Source organism: Pseudomonas sp. 18058, from assembly GCF_902706155.1.
Taxonomy (GTDB): Bacteria; Pseudomonadota; Gammaproteobacteria; order Pseudomonadales; family Pseudomonadaceae; genus Aquipseudomonas; species Aquipseudomonas rustica.
In genome coordinates, this window is the sequence record NZ_CACSJY010000037.1 from 12,602 (window position 1) to 28,118 (window position 15,517).

The 15,517-nt window shown below is 57.1% G+C and carries 10 protein-coding genes; 5 read left to right on the top strand and 5 right to left on the bottom strand.

The window, feature by feature from the left end:
- Nucleotides 1-44 precede the first annotated feature (44 nt).
- Both GVL50_RS19325 and GVL50_RS19330 read right to left on the bottom strand, forming a co-directional pair.
- A complete protein-coding gene (locus GVL50_RS19325) occupies nucleotides 45-362 on the bottom strand; it encodes an SCP2 sterol-binding domain-containing protein (protein ID WP_053120860.1) in 318 nt (105 codons plus the stop codon).
- A 65-nt stretch (nucleotides 363-427) separates the two neighbouring features.
- Nucleotides 428-1,138: a histidine phosphatase family protein gene (locus GVL50_RS19330; RefSeq protein ID WP_159814768.1), complete on the bottom strand. Its 711-nt coding sequence runs from the start codon at nucleotides 1,136-1,138 to the stop codon at nucleotides 428-430.
- A gap of 204 nt (nucleotides 1,139-1,342) precedes the next feature.
- On the opposite strand from GVL50_RS19330, the gene sohB reads away from it, so the two are divergent.
- From sohB to GVL50_RS29090, 4 genes are all read left to right on the top strand, one after another.
- Nucleotides 1,343-2,374: a protease SohB gene (gene sohB, locus GVL50_RS19335; RefSeq protein ID WP_053120855.1), complete on the top strand. Its 1,032-nt coding sequence runs from the start codon at nucleotides 1,343-1,345 to the stop codon at nucleotides 2,372-2,374.
- Nucleotides 2,375-2,581: 207 nt separating this feature from the next.
- Nucleotides 2,582-6,439, top strand: a complete 3,858-nt coding sequence (locus GVL50_RS19340) for a dermonecrotic toxin domain-containing protein (RefSeq protein WP_159814769.1) — start codon at nucleotides 2,582-2,584, stop codon at nucleotides 6,437-6,439.
- Complete coding sequence (locus GVL50_RS29085; protein ID WP_256671887.1) at nucleotides 6,436-7,659, top strand: dermonecrotic toxin domain-containing protein; 1,224 nt, start codon at nucleotides 6,436-6,438, stop codon at nucleotides 7,657-7,659. Before GVL50_RS19340 ends, GVL50_RS29085 begins: the two co-directional genes overlap by 4 nt.
- Nucleotides 7,660-10,364: 2,705 nt before the next feature.
- Nucleotides 10,365-11,267: an NEL domain-containing protein gene (locus GVL50_RS29090; RefSeq protein ID WP_256671888.1), complete on the top strand. Its 903-nt coding sequence runs from the start codon at nucleotides 10,365-10,367 to the stop codon at nucleotides 11,265-11,267.
- A gap of 79 nt (nucleotides 11,268-11,346) precedes the next feature.
- Here GVL50_RS29090 and GVL50_RS19350 read toward each other — a convergent pair whose 3' ends face one another.
- Both GVL50_RS19350 and GVL50_RS19355 read right to left on the bottom strand, forming a co-directional pair.
- A complete protein-coding gene (locus GVL50_RS19350; protein WP_008080464.1) occupies nucleotides 11,347-11,841 on the bottom strand; it encodes a DUF934 domain-containing protein in 495 nt (164 codons plus the stop codon).
- On the bottom strand, nucleotides 11,825-13,483 hold the full coding sequence (locus GVL50_RS19355) for a nitrite/sulfite reductase (protein WP_158830036.1): 1,659 nt from the start codon (nucleotides 13,481-13,483) through the stop codon (nucleotides 11,825-11,827). Before GVL50_RS19355 ends, GVL50_RS19350 begins: the two co-directional genes overlap by 17 nt.
- Nucleotides 13,484-14,007: 524 nt before the next feature.
- Between GVL50_RS19355 and GVL50_RS19360 the strand changes: the two genes are divergently transcribed.
- The gene (locus GVL50_RS19360; protein WP_159814771.1) at nucleotides 14,008-15,081 is read left to right on the top strand and encodes an ABC transporter substrate-binding protein; all 1,074 of its coding nucleotides are present in this window, start codon (nucleotides 14,008-14,010) and stop codon (nucleotides 15,079-15,081) included.
- 6 nt (nucleotides 15,082-15,087) lie between these two features.
- Here the strand turns inward: GVL50_RS19360 and GVL50_RS19365 are convergent, their stop codons facing one another.
- Complete coding sequence (locus tag GVL50_RS19365) at nucleotides 15,088-15,306, bottom strand: DUF2970 domain-containing protein (RefSeq protein ID WP_008080467.1); 219 nt, start codon at nucleotides 15,304-15,306, stop codon at nucleotides 15,088-15,090.
- Between the last annotated feature and the right edge of the window lie 211 nt (nucleotides 15,307-15,517).

Sequence of the window (15,517 nt, forward strand, 5' to 3'; positions counted from 1 at the left end):
TCCCGCCACAAAGGGCGGGATTTTAGTGTCGCTGAACGCTGCTATTAAGCAGGGAACAGTTCGGACAGTTTCATCGACAGCATCATGTCGCCTTCAACGCGCAGCTTGCCGCCCATGAAAGCCTGCATGCCGTCGGTTTCGCCGCTGACGATACCTTTCAGGGTTTCGCTGTCCAGCACCAGCGTGCAGTTGGCGTCCGGGTTTTCGCCTTCCTGGATGTCGCAGGTGCCGTCTTTGACGATCAACGAGTATTGCTTGTCTTCGTCAGTGATGTTGAAACCGAAGACCAGATCCAGACCGGCAGCAGCGGCTGGGTTGAACTTGGCTTGCATTGCTTTTACGGCATCAGCTACGGAGGTCATGGTTCGATCCTTTTTTTGGGTCATAGGAGCTGGGTGGTTACAGCAAGGGTCACAGTCATCCGGACTCAGCGAAAAGTGATGAGTTCCGGGGCCTTCAACAGTTGCAGGTGTGCATGACTGTTGAAGGAAGCCAGAGCCACCTCGCGGCCGCGGAATTTCAGCTGGCTGAGCGAGGTGTTGACGATTTGCCAATTCAGTTCGAAGGCCTGTTTGGCAGGCATTTGTGTAATGAGGTGGAGCAGGGCAGTGATAGTGCCGCCGGAAGTGAACACGGCGATTTTCTGGTTTTTGTCCGCCAGATCGAGAATGCGATGCAGCCCGCCCTGAACCCGCTCGACAAACCCCAGCCAGCTTTCCAGCCCCGGCGTGTCGTACGTGCCAGCCAGCCAGCGCTCGATGATCAGGGCAAAAATACGCTGGAACTCGCGACGGTTTTGCGCGGCATTACGCAGGATGTCGATCGCCTCCGGTTCGTCTTCGAGCATCGCCGGGAGCAGGGCGCGGATCACCGCGTCGGCATCGAACTCGTTGAACGCGGCATCGGTTTCCAGCGTTGGCACATTGAGGCCTTTAGCGCTGAACTGCTCCAGTGCGCTGGTGGCCGTGTGTTGCTGACGACGCAGGTCTCCGGCAATGCAACGATCAAAGCTGATCCCCAGTTCAGCGAGGTGCTGACCAAGGATTTCTGCCTGGCGTACACCGGTCGGCGACAGGACGTCATAGTCGTCTGCACCAAAGGAGGCCTGGCCATGTCGAATCAGATAGATGCTGCCCACGTCCGCGTCATCCCGGTACGTTGAAGGTTTGGCGAGGTTATGAGGATGACGGAGAGCTGTCAATGAAAAAACATACGCTTGTTTGAAATGCCCGTTACAGGCGTGTTGCCAGAGGTTTCACGGCTGGCCGACGGGCCGGTGCATGGGTATGCTGGCGTCATCCCGCGTGTGTTTCGCATCCGCGCATTGTTTTAAGGAGTCTCTGTGGAGTTTTTCACCGAATACGCCAGTTTCCTGGCCAAGACCGTTACTTTGGTGATCGCCATTCTGGTGGTGCTCGCCAGTTTTGCCGCGTTGCGCAGCAAGGGCCGGCGCAAATCGGCCGGTCAGTTGCAGGTCAGCAAACTTAATGATTTCTATAAGGGCCTGCGTGAACGCCTGGAGCAGACATTGCTCGACAAGGATCAGCTCAAGGCGCTGCGCAAGGGCCAGGCCAAAGCCGAGAAAACCGAGAAGAAGCAGAAGAACAAACCTGACGCCAAAGCGCGGGTGTTTGTGCTGGATTTCGACGGCGATATCAAAGCCTCGGCTACCGAAAGCCTGCGTCATGAAATCACTGCACTATTGACTCTCGCGACACCGAAAGACGAAGTCGTCCTGCGTCTCGAAAGTGGCGGTGGCATGGTGCACAGCTATGGCCTGGCGTCCTCGCAGCTGGCGCGTATCCGCGAAGCCGGCGTGCCGCTGACCGTGTGCATCGATAAGGTGGCCGCGAGTGGCGGTTACATGATGGCGTGCATTGGCGAGAAGATTATCAGCGCGCCGTTTGCGATCCTCGGCTCGATTGGTGTGGTCGCGCAGTTGCCCAACGTCAACCGGCTGCTGAAGAAGCACGACATCGATTTTGAAGTGCTGACCGCCGGCGAATACAAACGCACCCTGACCGTGTTTGGCGAAAATACCGAAAAGGGCCGCGAGAAATTCCAGGAAGACCTCGACATCACCCACCAACTGTTCAAAAACTTCGTGTCACGCTATCGCCCGCAACTCGCGATCGACGAAGTCGCCACTGGTGAAGTCTGGCTCGGTGTGGCAGCGCTGGACAAACAGCTGGTCGACGAACTCAAGACCAGCGATGAGTACTTGGCAGAACGTGCGAAGAAGTCCGAGGTTTATCACCTGCATTACGCCGAGCGTAAGAGCCTGCAAGAGCGCATCGGCATGGCGGCCAGCGGTTCGGTGGATCGCGTGTTGCTGAGCTGGTGGAGTCGTTTGACCCAACAACGCTTCTGGTAATTAGCGGTTCGTCTGAAAAGATCGCAGCCTGCGGCAGCTCCTACAGATATTCCCATGTAGGAGCTGCCGAGGGCTGCGATCTTTTGATCTTGAACACCCATCCCCCCTAGCGAAATTTCCTCGCCCATCGCGGAAACGTCCTGCATTTTCCTCGCCTCACATCCTTTAGGTTAGTCACTCCTATAGCGATGCAAAGGATTGCAGAGAATGACGGAGAACGCAGAAACCCGCCGCAACAGACACCAACAGTGGGCCCTCAAACTGGAAGCCGTGTTGCCACACAGCGCCACGCGGTTCACCCGTGACTTGATCGAGGATCGATGGGGCAAAGACATTGCCCCGATGACGTCGCAACTGGCCTATCTGCAGTACGATTTTCGTGGTTATCCCGCACTTGAAGGGATTCATCAGGGGCGTCTCACGAGAACCGAAAGTCTGCTTCACGCGGCCATGAGCAATCAGCAAACGGTCGGCGCCGGACGTTTCGGTGAAACGGTATTTGGCCTGTACACCCCGCCCCCGGTGGGGCCGCATATCAAGGTCGTCGATATTGATGAATCGGCGTTCCCCGAGGGTGGGCATGCGGACTACGAAGGCATCTACCAACAAACCATTCCCCAGCGTTACGAACCGCACACGCAGCTTGCAGTGCAACCCCACGCGTTCAAACGATGGGTGTGGACACTGGAACTCAAGCATCAATACAGCGCTTACGTCGAACAGGCCTGGCCGTCCGACGCCGTTATTGAGACAAACAAAAGCTATCCACTGAAGGCGGCGGTCAAATCTGCCTATGTCATGGCCGCTTATCTGCAGCATCAGGAACAAACGCTTTCCGGTGAAGGCCTGAAACTGGCATTGCACGGAGCCGGTCTGAATCCGCAGCAATCCTGGGACTCGCTCACCCTTGAGCATTTACAAGGGCGCTTTATCGAGCCAAAAGACATCCAGTTCAGCCGGTTGCGCATCTATCGTTATGTCGCGACCGATATCTGGTGCTTCTCGCAACCGGGCCACGCTCGAAGGCTGCTGTATGTCCCAGGCAACTCGTCACCTTTTCAGGAATTCGCCGATGTTCAAGCGATGCGCCACTGGTTGACCGAGGCAGGACGCAATATCGACATGACCAAGGCTTTGGCCGCGCATTTCAGGGAGGACGATCGCGCTGACGGCGTCCTGCACGCCGGCGTGCTCACGGCGCTGCAAGGCATGGCGATGTACCCGCGACAACATCATCTGACCACCACCGCCGGCTTCTTCAACAACGATGGCTACTGGGATCCTTGCGACTACGCCGATCTAGAGAGTGCCCCGGCGGGCACTGACCCATTTGCGCAGATGGTGAAGGCGATGAAACAAGCGGCGCTCGACAGCATTGCCACGATCCGTGACGACGCCGAGGTCAATCGTCAGCAATTGAGCGCAGTGGTCGAGCCGCTGGTGCAGTGGCTCAACCGATACGCGCCGTTGGCGCTATTGATTCCCGGTGGGGAAGGCTTGCTGACATTGGCCGGCCTGATCGATGCCGGTTACGGTCTTGCCGAGACGGCAAACGCAACAAACTCAACCGAACGCTCGCAGGGCATTACTCGAACCGTATTTGGCGTATTGAACGCGCTGCCGGTGCTGGCAGGGCAATTGATCGCCCACGCAGAACCCTCCATCGTTAAAAGCCTGCAAGACGAGTCAGTCGTCGCGCGTCAGGCTGCGGAGCAATCTGCCGGGGTAGCCGAGCCCGGCGTAACACCGTCGGCAGAAAAGCCAATTGCCTTGATGCGAGGTATCGGGCCAAGCGTCGAGCGGTTCAGCAATCATGTCTTGCTGCAGATTCGCCATGTCAGTGGCGTGAGCGATGACGCTTTACGTCTGATGCAGACTGACGGCCGAGCACCGACGCCCATTCTGCAGGACACCATCAACCGCTTTGCCATTGATCAAGCGCTGCAAGAGGCCATCGATGCATTTCCTGAAAATTCGGCACAAGCTCAACAGCTGCAACGCGCCCGGACAGAAAGCTTCCATCAGCGTCATGAAGCCCTGCAACAATCGGATAATTCTTGGGTGAGGTTGTTCCGTCAGCAGTATCCGCAGCTTTCGACGAGTGCGGTGGAGCAAATGCTTGACCGTGCAGGCTTGGACATCGCTGCGCCGCATACCCTCGCCGACAGCAAGCGTGTTTTCAGCCAGCTGGCAGATAAGGCTCAACAGTACGAGCAACAATTTCGGCTCTGTCGAGCCTATGAGGGGCTCTATTTGAAGTCCTCAGTCAGTGCTGATTGCGATGTTCTGGTTCTGCATACACTCGAGCGCTTGCCTGGCTGGTCGTCGTCAACGCGAATCGAAGTGCTTGAGAGCGCTGCAGGCTCCAGGGTGATCGATAGCATCGGTACGGTCTCCGCGAGCGTGAAAACGCAATTGATCAAATCACCCGGAATGGCGTTTGAGCAACGCTTGCTCGATGCCCTCTCAATTGAGCAGCGATCGGCGCTGGGTTTGCGCATCGATCATGAACTGGCTGACTTCCAGGCGAAAATCCGTCTGCACGCATTATCACAACCCGCGTTGAGGCTTGGGCTGCGTCGAATGGACACGGGGGCTCCCTTTCATTTCGCCGGGTTACGCGGCGGCGGCTTTCCCGCTACGGCCCAGGACGCAGACTTGTCCAGACAGGTGATGAGGCTCCAGGTCAAAGAAATTTACCCGACGGTTTCCGATGCTCAAGCCGACGATTTCCTGCGCGCGCTTGGCTCGGGTGCACAAGTAGAGCTGGATCGATTAAGGCTGCAAATGGGGCAGTTGGGCAACGACATCACCGAATGGATCGAAGACATCCACACGGACATCCATGACATGGAGGTCGAATTACTACCGGAAAGCGAAGGCCTTGCGCAGGGCATGAGTGCTGTCGAAATCGAAGACGAAAATGATGCCCGCATCGAGGCCCGAATGGACAGGGAGCGTGAGATCCGCCACGAGCTGGCCGAAGAGTTGATTGCCCTTTGGCAAGGACGCGGTGACCCTGATAGTCGAGTCTACGAGGATGGCCGGTTTGTCGGTTTTCATCTGGGCATGGATTTCGATCCCATGCATAGTTTGCCGCAACTCAACATCAAATTTCGCGACGTCATCTCGCTGTCGATGCCTTATTTTCGAGTGACTCAGCGGGGCAGTATCAACGGCTTCCTCGAATCTTTCCCAAACCTGCGCTGGCTGGGCATGAGGGGCGTCGATTTACGCCTTTTCAATGAACTGGGCCAGGAGGTTGGCCGATTGCCCCCAGCGATCAGCCAGATGAGCCAACTGGAGATTCTCAATCTGAGTTCAACCGGGTTGGTTCTAACGGACGAGACCGCTGGAAAAATCGCTGAATTGAAGCGACTGCGCATCATCGACCTCAGCGATAACCCACTGGGTGTCACGCCGCTGATGATGGGCATGCCGCAATTGAATCAGCTCAAGCTGCGCGGCACCGGCCTCACTACGAGCCCCATCGGCATTTTCGACTACCCCTACTTACGGCGTCTGGATCTGCGCGATAACCGGCTTACCCGTATACCCGAAGCCGTGCGCCGACAGTCGGTGGCGGAGGGTAACGTGCTGCTGTCCGGCAACCCGCTAAGTGATCCCGACAGTTTGCGCTGGGTGGTGGAGCATCGTCAGCAAAGCGGTATCAATGTGTGGATGGCCAAGCCGACGCACACGGTTTTTCTGCCGGGTGCATGGACGAAGGGGTTATCGGTCGAGCGCGCAGAACTGTTCAGCGCACGCTGGGAGCGGATAGCGGTCATGCCGGGAGGGGATCGATTCTTTGGCACGCTTGAGTGGATGACCCGTACAGCGGACTTTCTCGTCGACTACGCACCTTTGCAAATTCGTGTCTGGAAGATGATTGAGGAGATGGATACCTCTCCCGCGTTGTGCCGGTATCTGTTCCAGGAAGTGCGATGGTCGCCGCTGGACGGTCATGATCCGTTTGCCAGTTTTACCCGGCTCGAAGAACGAATAGCCACGTTTATTGCGTCATCGGTGAAAAGACCCAGGCTTGATGGAGGGGCTTCATCATGAGTACGCCAATGGCAATGACGCTTGAGCAACAGGGGGTTTTCTTTGAGTTTTTCAAAAAAATGCAGTGGCCTGCCTGGTTCATCCAGAGTAGTCCGGCACAGCGCAAGGCGCTCTATGACGGATTGATCGCCAGTTTTGCCACCAGGGACGAGGCACGCACCGCCCTGGAGAAACTGCGGGATCCCAACCGGTTTGCCACTGAAAAACTGACCAAGGCGTTGTCGGAAAAAATCAAGGAGCCGCTGGACATCACCGGCGCCGTGTTTCAGCACGTCAGATCCACCTCAAGCCTGTTGGGGCTGAGGAAGAAGCTTGTGCTCCCGATCGCCAGAGACCTGGTGGTAGCCGCGTGCGAGAACTTCACATCGGAGGAAACTCGTGCTGAAAATTACCATGCGCGGTCGCTGATCTACCTCCCCGAAAGCGTTACCGGGCACGGCAATCGAGTCCTGCCACTGCAGCCTCATGAATTGGCGGTGCTATGCCGCGAGCTTGACCTGGGCAAGCAATATCAACAGCACCTGGAGCAGATCCTCGAGAAAGATCCGCAAACACGCAAAGCCTGCGTGGCCCATTCGCGACGCAGTTTTGAGGTCGATTTGCAGCTCGCGCTCATGAAACAGCACATTTCACCAGACACCCATCAGCGCCTGCGTGAAGCATTACAGCACGGTGAGGCGGCGGGCTTATCTCAAGCGGCATTCAGCCTGCACACCATCAAGCTGCTGGACTGCACGATCTATGGTGTGATGGTTTTGCAACTGAAAACTGCTGACAAGCGCTGTGTGCTCTACCTTCCCGGCGACCCTGAACAGTCCATCCAGGAGTTCTCATCGTTTCAAAAAATGGAAGTGCGGCTCAGCGCCCGCTTACGCCAATCGACGTTCCATCATTACTTTGCACGTTTCGTCGCGTTGGGAGAGCAGGTCGAGTTTCGCAGTCAGTTAAAACAACGGTTGCTTGAACCTTCCGGCGGCTCACCATTGCCCAAAGAGAGCATTTATCTTCCGGTAACTGCCGTGGACATGGAGGGAGACGGTTTAAGGGGCTCTTTCTTCAGCGCCTCGCACTCGTCAAGAGTACCGCTCGCTTGCTGGTGGTACCGACCGACGATGAGGACGAGAAAGAACGCCTGGCCAGGCTCGAAACCTACGAAACGGTCGGCATCGATCTGGCGTTGTTTGCCGCTTCGTTTATCCCGGGGGTGGGCGAAATTCTGATGGCAGTGACCGCTTTTCAGCTGTTGCGTGGCGTCTATCTGGGCATCGACAGCTGGGCACGAGGTGATCAGGAACAGGCGACAGAGTATTTCTTCGACACCACGGAAAACCTGATCCTTGCAGCGGCGCTGGCGGCCGGTCAATTGGTCATTTCATCGGCCTATAGAACAATCAAAGGAACCGGGGTTGTCGCACGGCTACGCGAAGTCAAACTATCCGCTGGCCTCAGGCGATTATGGAACCCGGATCTCGCCCCTTACCGCCAGCGTATGACATTGCCTGACGGGTTGCGTACCGATCAAAGAGGACTGCGCTGGCTTGCCGGGCAGGCCTATTTGCAACTAGGTGCTCATGTGTACGCCGTGCGTCCGCAGATCGACACCGAGATGTGGGAGGTGCAGCCGCCATCTTCCCTTCGGGAGGATTACGCCCCTTTACTTGAAACCAATGACTTTGGTGCCTGGCGACATGATTGCGAGTTACCCCAAGCATGGGATCGCCTGACACTGCTGCGTCGTCTTGGCTACAGCGAGAGCCTGCTGGATGACGCATTGATCATGGATGCCATGACCGCGAGCGGGGTACAGGACGACGAGTTGCGCCAGGCGATCCTTGATCGCCGCCGCCCGCCGGCTGCGCTGATCGATAGTGTGCAACGATTCGATACGGACGTGCAGGTGCGTAGATTTATCGAGCAATTGGGGGCGCTGCCAACGGCGGTGCAGGCTGACTTCGAATTGCAACTGTATCTGCTGACAAGTTTGCAACGATGGCCGCTGCACACGGCACTGAGCATCACTGACGCGACCGGACAGACGTTGAAAAGCTTCGCTGGCGCACAGTCGATTACCCGCTATATCACCCTGCGCCACGACGCGTTCGCCAAGGGGCACCTTTACCGTGATGTCCTTGCGGCTTTGAGCGAATCCGAGCGCAGCGAGCTGTTATCGACCGTCAGTGCTGAATACGGACAGCAGCAGGCGCTGCAGCAGGTCATGCAAGAACACGCTATCAGCACCAACTACAAACTGTTCGAGCAACTTTACCAACGTAACGCGCCGACATTGAGTCGGGAGTCTGCGCTGCTGGTGGATATGTTCTCCGAGCTGCCTGCGTCTTTTGCCAATGAATTGGTGTGGTATGCAGACGCTCATGAACTGCTCGAACTGGAGGCGGGTCATGTCCCGCTTCGTCAGGCCGAAGAAGCGCGTCGGTATTTGCAGGTGATTCGTGAGATCCGCGCCTTTGAAGGGCTGTATCTGGATGCGGCAGCAACAACGGACACCAACCGTTTAGTGCTGGATGCCCTTGAGCATTCGCCTGGCTGGAAGGATGGCCTCTACGTAGAAATACTCGACGGTACCCGTTCCGATGATGTGGTGGCCGTGCTCGGCAGCGAAGAGGCGCCAGAGCATATGCAACTGCTTGCCCATGGCTACGCTTATGAAGTGTTGAACAAACAGTTCGAACAAGTCGCGCTTCTGCCCGGGCGAACGCGTGAGCATTACTTCGAGGCTCTGTGGCAAGGATTGTCAGCGCAGCGCCGTGAAGCGCTGGGGGTAGCAACAGTCGATGGTGTCACATCGTTGCGACACAAGATTACTGCCACGGCGTTGCGGCGGCGCGAAGTTGCGCATTTAACCCTGAGCAACTCGCCAGTGCGCAGCGGTTACACATCGCCGATGCGCCTGGCGGATCGCGTGCAACCAGAGTCTTTGAGCCGCGCGCCCGTCAACGATACGCCATATTCCGATGCGGTTGCGTTGAAACAACGCGCGCAGGAACTTTATCCGACCCATTCCAATGAACAGATCAACGCATTTTTGCAAAGCCTTGGGGCGGACGAGATGCTGGCCCTCAGAAAGCTGGAACACTTGCGTGTCGAGTTTTTCAACCTGCGAGACATCCTTCAGCGATGGATCATGCGTGAAAGCTGGCACCAGGGGCTGAACGGGCCCCGGATCAAGGTCACGAAACTGGCCAGGTTTCGTGCGGCGATTCAGATCATTCGATGCTGGCGCCGAGAAACGCCGCGGATTCCGATGTCGCAAGAAATCCTTTATAAACTGTCGTTGCCCGAACTGGTGCTCGGCCAGCTTCCGGTTCTGCCGGCAGACTTCAGTCACGTGGGTGCATTGAACATCGCCCATATTGGCGCCGGAGCGGGAATCAGCCAGTTTCTTGCTGGTTTTACCAACGTACGGGAACTGTCTCTGGCAGGTAATGAATTGACACGTTTGCCAGCCGCCATCAGCGGGATGACCAGGCTTGAAACATTGGAGCTGAACGAAAACCGGATTCACCTGACAGAGGAGTCGGCTTCGCAACTGGCCCGGATGAGCTCACTCAAACGTCTGGAGTTGAGCTTCAACCCTGACCTGGGACGCTGTCCCGATGTCTCGCGCCTGCCGTTGCTTGAACATCTGGGATTGCGCGATACCGGGATCAGCACCTGGCCAACGGGCACCGAGGGACTGCCGAAGTTAAGAACACTGGATCTGCGTGACAACCGGATTGTGGAGGTTCCGCAGAACGTATTGGTCAGCACCGATGTATTGAATCAGGGCACCGATATTCGGGGAAATCCGCTTTCCGCTGATTCCTTAACGCGGCTGTCTGCCTATGAGCGCCGCAATCAGATCAACTTCGGACTTCTTTCACTGGGACAAACCGACCTGGTAGCCCGGGTATTGGTGGACGAGTCGATGAGTTCGATCTGGTTGACCGGTGTTACAGGCCCGTTGATGCTAACCCGCCAGCGCTTATGGCGTTCGGTGTTCCTGCAGCCTTATTCCCGGCGTTTCTTCAGTTTGCTGATCCGCTTGCGTTATACCGTTGACTATCGATTGGCATTCACCACGTTACGAGAAAGGGTCTGGGGTGTCATAACCTCGGCGGCGGAGGATGCGGCATTGCGCCGTGCTTTATTTCGCATGGCCGATGCGGATGCGAGAAGCATCGACGATTGCTCGCTGCAATTCAGTGATCTTGCCGTGACGGTTTTATGCTACAGGGCCTTGAACGTTGCGCGACGGGGTGACGTCCAGTTGGAGCGCCAATTTTTGCGTTTGCTACGGGGGCTGTTTCGATTGCGAGCCGTTGAAATGGAGGCGCACAAAAATATCGTCGCCCGTCAGCTAACAGAAACTTTGACCGCAGAGGATGCGAGACAGGTCAGTTTTGCGTTCCGTTTGGGCTTGGCGCAGCGTCTCGATCTTCTTGGTCAGCCGACGGCGATCAACGAGCGACTGGACGTTGAGGTCACCCAGCAAACGCTCGACCTGGTTTATGAGCAGATCATTCGCGAGGAGCAGAGCGGGGCGTTGCTCGAATCGCTCAAAACCCATCCGATCTGGGCGGAGTACCTGGAGAGGGCTTACCACGAGCCATTCGATGCAATCGACATCAACGCAAAACTTGCCCTGCTCAATCTCGATCGGTTGACGCAGTTAAACCGCGAGCAGCTTTCGGTGCGAATGACGGCGATTACCGAAAACAGCGCCAATTTGCGCAGAGCACTGTTTACCCGTCTGACACAGGCGGCGCTGGATCGCTTCGCTGTTCTCCCGGCACCGATTGATGTACCGACCTTTGCCGTAATCGAGTAAGTCTTAGCCTATTCAACGCAAAAAAAATCTGAAACCGGATCAGCTCCGGTTTCAGATTTGGGTGTTACGACTTAAAGGATCAGCGGCGCCGGAACAGCGGCAGCGGCTCGTCAGTGGCAGCCTGATAGGTCACCGAGAAGTCCTTGAGACCTTCAAGGGCTTCGTACGGGTCTTTGTCCGGGCGCACAGCGAAGGCGTCGAAACCGCAGCGGTGCATGTAGAACAGTTGGTCGCGCAGTACGTCGCCAATCGCGCGCAGTTCGCCTTTGAAACCGTAACGGTCGCGCAGCAAACGGGCGTTGGAGTAGTTGCGGCCGTCAGTGAACGCCGGGAAGTTCAGGGCAATCACCTGAAACTCGGCAACGTCTTCACCGATTTCTTCGGCTTCTTCGTCAGCGTCCAGCCAGACACCCAGACCGCCGTCGCGGGCCTTGAGCATGCGGCTATGTTCGCGCCACAGTTGCAACGGCACGATCAAGTCGTCGCAATTGCTGATCTCGTCGATGTTGAAATCTTTTGGCAGCAAGTGCCAGGTTTCGTCGACGACTTCGTTGTTCTTAATGATTCGCTGCATAGACGCGTTCCTTGAAGAGGTCGATGCCAATACGCTGATAAGTGTCAATGAAGCGCTCGTCTTCGGTACGTTGTTCAACGTACACGTCGATCAGCTTCGAGATCACGTCAGGCATGACTTCCTGAGCGAAGGACGGGCCGAGGATCTTGCCCAGGCTCGCGTCACGGCTGGCGCTGCCGCCGAGGGAGACCTGATAGAACTCTTCGCCTTTCTTGTCCACGCCGAGGATGCCGATGTGGCCGACGTGGTGGTGACCACAGGCGTTCATGCAACCGGAGATGTTCAGATCCAGCTCACCGATGTCGAACAGATAATCCAGGTCGTCGAAACGGCGCTGGATCGATTCGGCAATCGGGATCGACTTGGCGTTGGCCAGCGAGCAGAAATCACCGCCAGGGCAGCAGATGATGTCGGTCAGCAAACCAATGTTCGGCGTGGCGAAACCGCCTTCGCGCAATTCGCCCCACAGGGTGAACAACTGGCTCTGCTCAACGTCGGCGAGAATGATGTTCTGTTCGTGCGAGGTGCGCAGTTGACCGAAGCTGTAGCGGTCGGCCAGATCGGCGACGGCGTCGAGCTGCTTGTCGGTGATGTCGCCCGGGGCAACGCCGGTTGGCTTTAGCGACAGGGTCACGGCGACATAACCCGGCTTCTTGTGCGCCAGGGTGTTGCGGGTGCGCCAGCGGGCGAAACCCGGATGCTCTTTGTCGAGGTCGGCCAACTGAGCGGTCTGGTTGTCCAGGGCCTTGTAGTCCGGATCGACGAAGTGCTTGGCCACACGCTGCAGCTCGGCTTCGGTCAGTGTGGTCTGGCCACCGCGCAGGTGCTCCATTTCCGCATCGACTTTCTGCGCGAACACTTCAGGCGTGAGTGCCTTGACGAGGATCTTGATCCGCGCCTTGTATTTGTTGTCGCGACGGCCGTAGCGGTTGTACACACGCAGAATGGCGTCGAGGTAGCTCAACAGATCCTGCCATGGCAGGAACTCGTTGATGAACGCGCCAACCACCGGCGTACGACCGAGGCCTCCGCCGACCAGCACACGGAAGCCCAGTTCGCCAGCGGCGTTGTGCACCGGCTCAAGGCCGATGTCGTGGACTTCAATGGCGGCGCGGTCAGCGGTCGAACCGTTGACGGCGATTTTGAATTTGCGCGGCAGGTAGGCGAATTCCGGGTGGAACGTCGTCCACTGACGGACGATCTCGCACCATGGGCGCGGATCGATCACTTCGTCGGCGGCGACACCGGCGAACTGGTCGGTGGTGACGTTGCGCAGGCAGTTACCGCTGGTCTGGATCGCGTGCATCTGCACGGTGGCCAGTTCAGCCAGAATGTCCGGAATGTCTTCCACCGCCGGCCAGTTGAACTGCACGTTCTGCCGCGTACTGATGTGGGCGTAGCCCTTGTCGTAGTCGCGGGCAATCTTGGCCATCATGCGCATCTGACGCGAAGTCAGCTGGCCGTAAGGCACCGCCACACGCAACATCGGCGCAAAACGCTGGATGTAGAGGCCATTTTGCAGGCGCAGTGGGCGGAATTCTTCTTCGCTCAGCTCACCTGCCAGATAGCGTCGGGTCTGATCACGGAACTGCTTGACGCGGTCCTCGATGATCCGCTGATCGTACTCGTCGTATACGTACATATAAGTCCTGTTCTCAGGCTTGGGCCATTCGGAGTAGCACTGCGTTTTCGCTTGCTGGAGTCCGATTGTGCCTCTGCAATTCTGCGCGCACGGCCGCGCTCTCCCTAACGGAGCCGGGGCAATATACCTGTTTGGGGTTATGCGCAAAAGTGATGTTTGAGTATATGTAAAGAACCAAAACGCCTAACGAGAATCACTGTCAACTAATCCACATTTGTAGTGCGGACAATCATCGTCTTAACTGTGGTCGAGTCTTTCTGCAATCACCGATAAAACCGACAAGAGGCGATGCAATGAGCAATCCGACCAAGGCAAGAAAAAGCGACAGTAGCGTCGATGCGTGGGCCATTTTGTTCCTGATCATTCTCGTAGTAGGGACAGCGGTATTCTGGGTCAGCCATCAGTAAACGACTCATCCGGGCCCCGCATGCGACGATTGTCGGACAAAAACGGGATCAGGCACCAATAGCCGATGATTCGAGGGCTATAATGCGCGGCCATTTTTTCTTGGGCCCGGATGACTCATGTTGAAGTTTTTGCACCTCGGCTTGCTGCTGTTCAGCGCGCTATTGTCAACCGCTGCGCGAGCGGAGTCTGTGCTGTTCCTCAATCCGGGCTCGACGCAGGAAGCCTTCTGGGTCAGCTATTCGCAGTTCATGCAGGCAGCCGCTCGCGACCTCGGCATTGATCTGCAGATCCTCTATTCGCAACGTCAGCCAGAGCTGACCCTCGCTCAGGCGCGCATCGCGCTGCAAGGGCCCAATCGTCCCGACTACCTGATTTTCGTCAACGAACAGTACATCGCGCCGCAAATTCTGCGCCTGGCTCACAACAGTGGCGTGAAGCTGTTCATGGTCAATAACGCGTTGACGGCGGATCAACAGGCGTTAGTCGGCGAGCGCGGCGATCAGATCGGCAGTCTGGTGCCGAACGACGAGGAGGGCGGTTACTTGATGATGAAGGAGCTGATCCGTGTGCATCCGCCGGTGGCAGCGGGTGAGCAGATTGAAATGCTGGCGTTCTCCGGACTGAAAATCACCCCGTCAGCGCAATTGCGTGAGCACGGCATGCAGCGTGCGTTGGCCGAGCATCCTCACGTGCGTTTGCGCCAACTGGTTTACAGCGGCTGGACTCAAGAGCGCGCCTACGAACAGGCGAAACAACTATTCGGCCGCTATCCAAAGGTTTCGCTGGTGTGGTCGGCCAACGATGAAATGGCCTTCGGGGCGATGCGTGCCTACGCCGAAACCGGCAAAGTCCCGGGCAAGGATGCGTTGTTCAGTGCGGTCAATACTTCACCGGCGGCATTGCAGGCGTTCGTCGACGGTCAATTGAGTGCGTTGGTCGGCGGCCATTTCACGCTGGGCGGCTGGGCGCTGGTCGAGTTACACGACTACGAGAAGGGCGTGGATCTGAACCGCTACGGCGGCAGCGATCGGCAAATCCCCTTGCTGCAACTGATCGACAAGCCCCAGGCTCGGCAAATGCTGGCCATGGGCGACTCACCGGACTACGGCGTGCATTTCCGCAAGTTGTCCGCCAAGGGCCAACCGGATTCCTACCGTTACCCGTTCAACCTGCAAACCCTGATGCGCTGACCCCCTTCAAACCCCGGCGAAATGCAGCACCAGTTTGACGATGGCAAACAGCGTCAGCGCGAACACGGCCGTGAACAAAATCCCCAGCACCACGAAATGGCTGGGCTTGCCATGGGTGAAATCCCTTGCCCGATTCTTGCCGCTCTGCACCCCGAACGCGGCGGCCATGACGCTGTGCAGCATCTGCCAGAAGGTCGGCGGTTTGTTGTCGACTGGATCGTCCATAAATCCCTCGTCATCACAGTGTGAACAGCAAGCATAGCTAATTAATTCCCTGTGGCTCGCTGACAAAAGTGACGGCATATATATATGTACCGCCATCGCCAGCGCCGCCGGTGATGAACTGACGTCTCATTTACAAGCCGTCAGGATTTCAGATGCGAGCACTCCTATCGGGCCGGCAAGAGGGCCTGCACACGCCATTCGTTAAACACAA

What these genes read in the sequence shown, in the direction of transcription:
- GVL50_RS19325 (WP_053120860.1), bottom strand. Translation starts at nt 362, where the DNA reads ATGACCTCCGTAGCTGATGCCGTAAAAGCAATGCAAGCCAAGTTCAAC.
- GVL50_RS19340 (WP_159814769.1), top strand. Translation starts at nt 2,582, where the DNA reads ATGACGGAGAACGCAGAAACCCGCCGCAACAGACACCAACAGTGGGCC.
- GVL50_RS29085 (WP_256671887.1), top strand. Translation starts at nt 6,436, where the DNA reads ATGAGTACGCCAATGGCAATGACGCTTGAGCAACAGGGGGTTTTCTTT.
- GVL50_RS29090 (WP_256671888.1), top strand. Translation starts at nt 10,365, where the DNA reads ATGAGTTCGATCTGGTTGACCGGTGTTACAGGCCCGTTGATGCTAACC.
- GVL50_RS19350 (WP_008080464.1), bottom strand. Translation starts at nt 11,841, where the DNA reads ATGCAGCGAATCATTAAGAACAACGAAGTCGTCGACGAAACCTGGCAC.
- GVL50_RS19355 (WP_158830036.1), bottom strand. Translation starts at nt 13,483, where the DNA reads ATGTACGTATACGACGAGTACGATCAGCGGATCATCGAGGACCGCGTC.
- GVL50_RS19360 (WP_159814771.1), top strand. Translation starts at nt 14,008, where the DNA reads ATGTTGAAGTTTTTGCACCTCGGCTTGCTGCTGTTCAGCGCGCTATTG.
- GVL50_RS19365 (WP_008080467.1), bottom strand. Translation starts at nt 15,306, where the DNA reads ATGGACGATCCAGTCGACAACAAACCGCCGACCTTCTGGCAGATGCTG.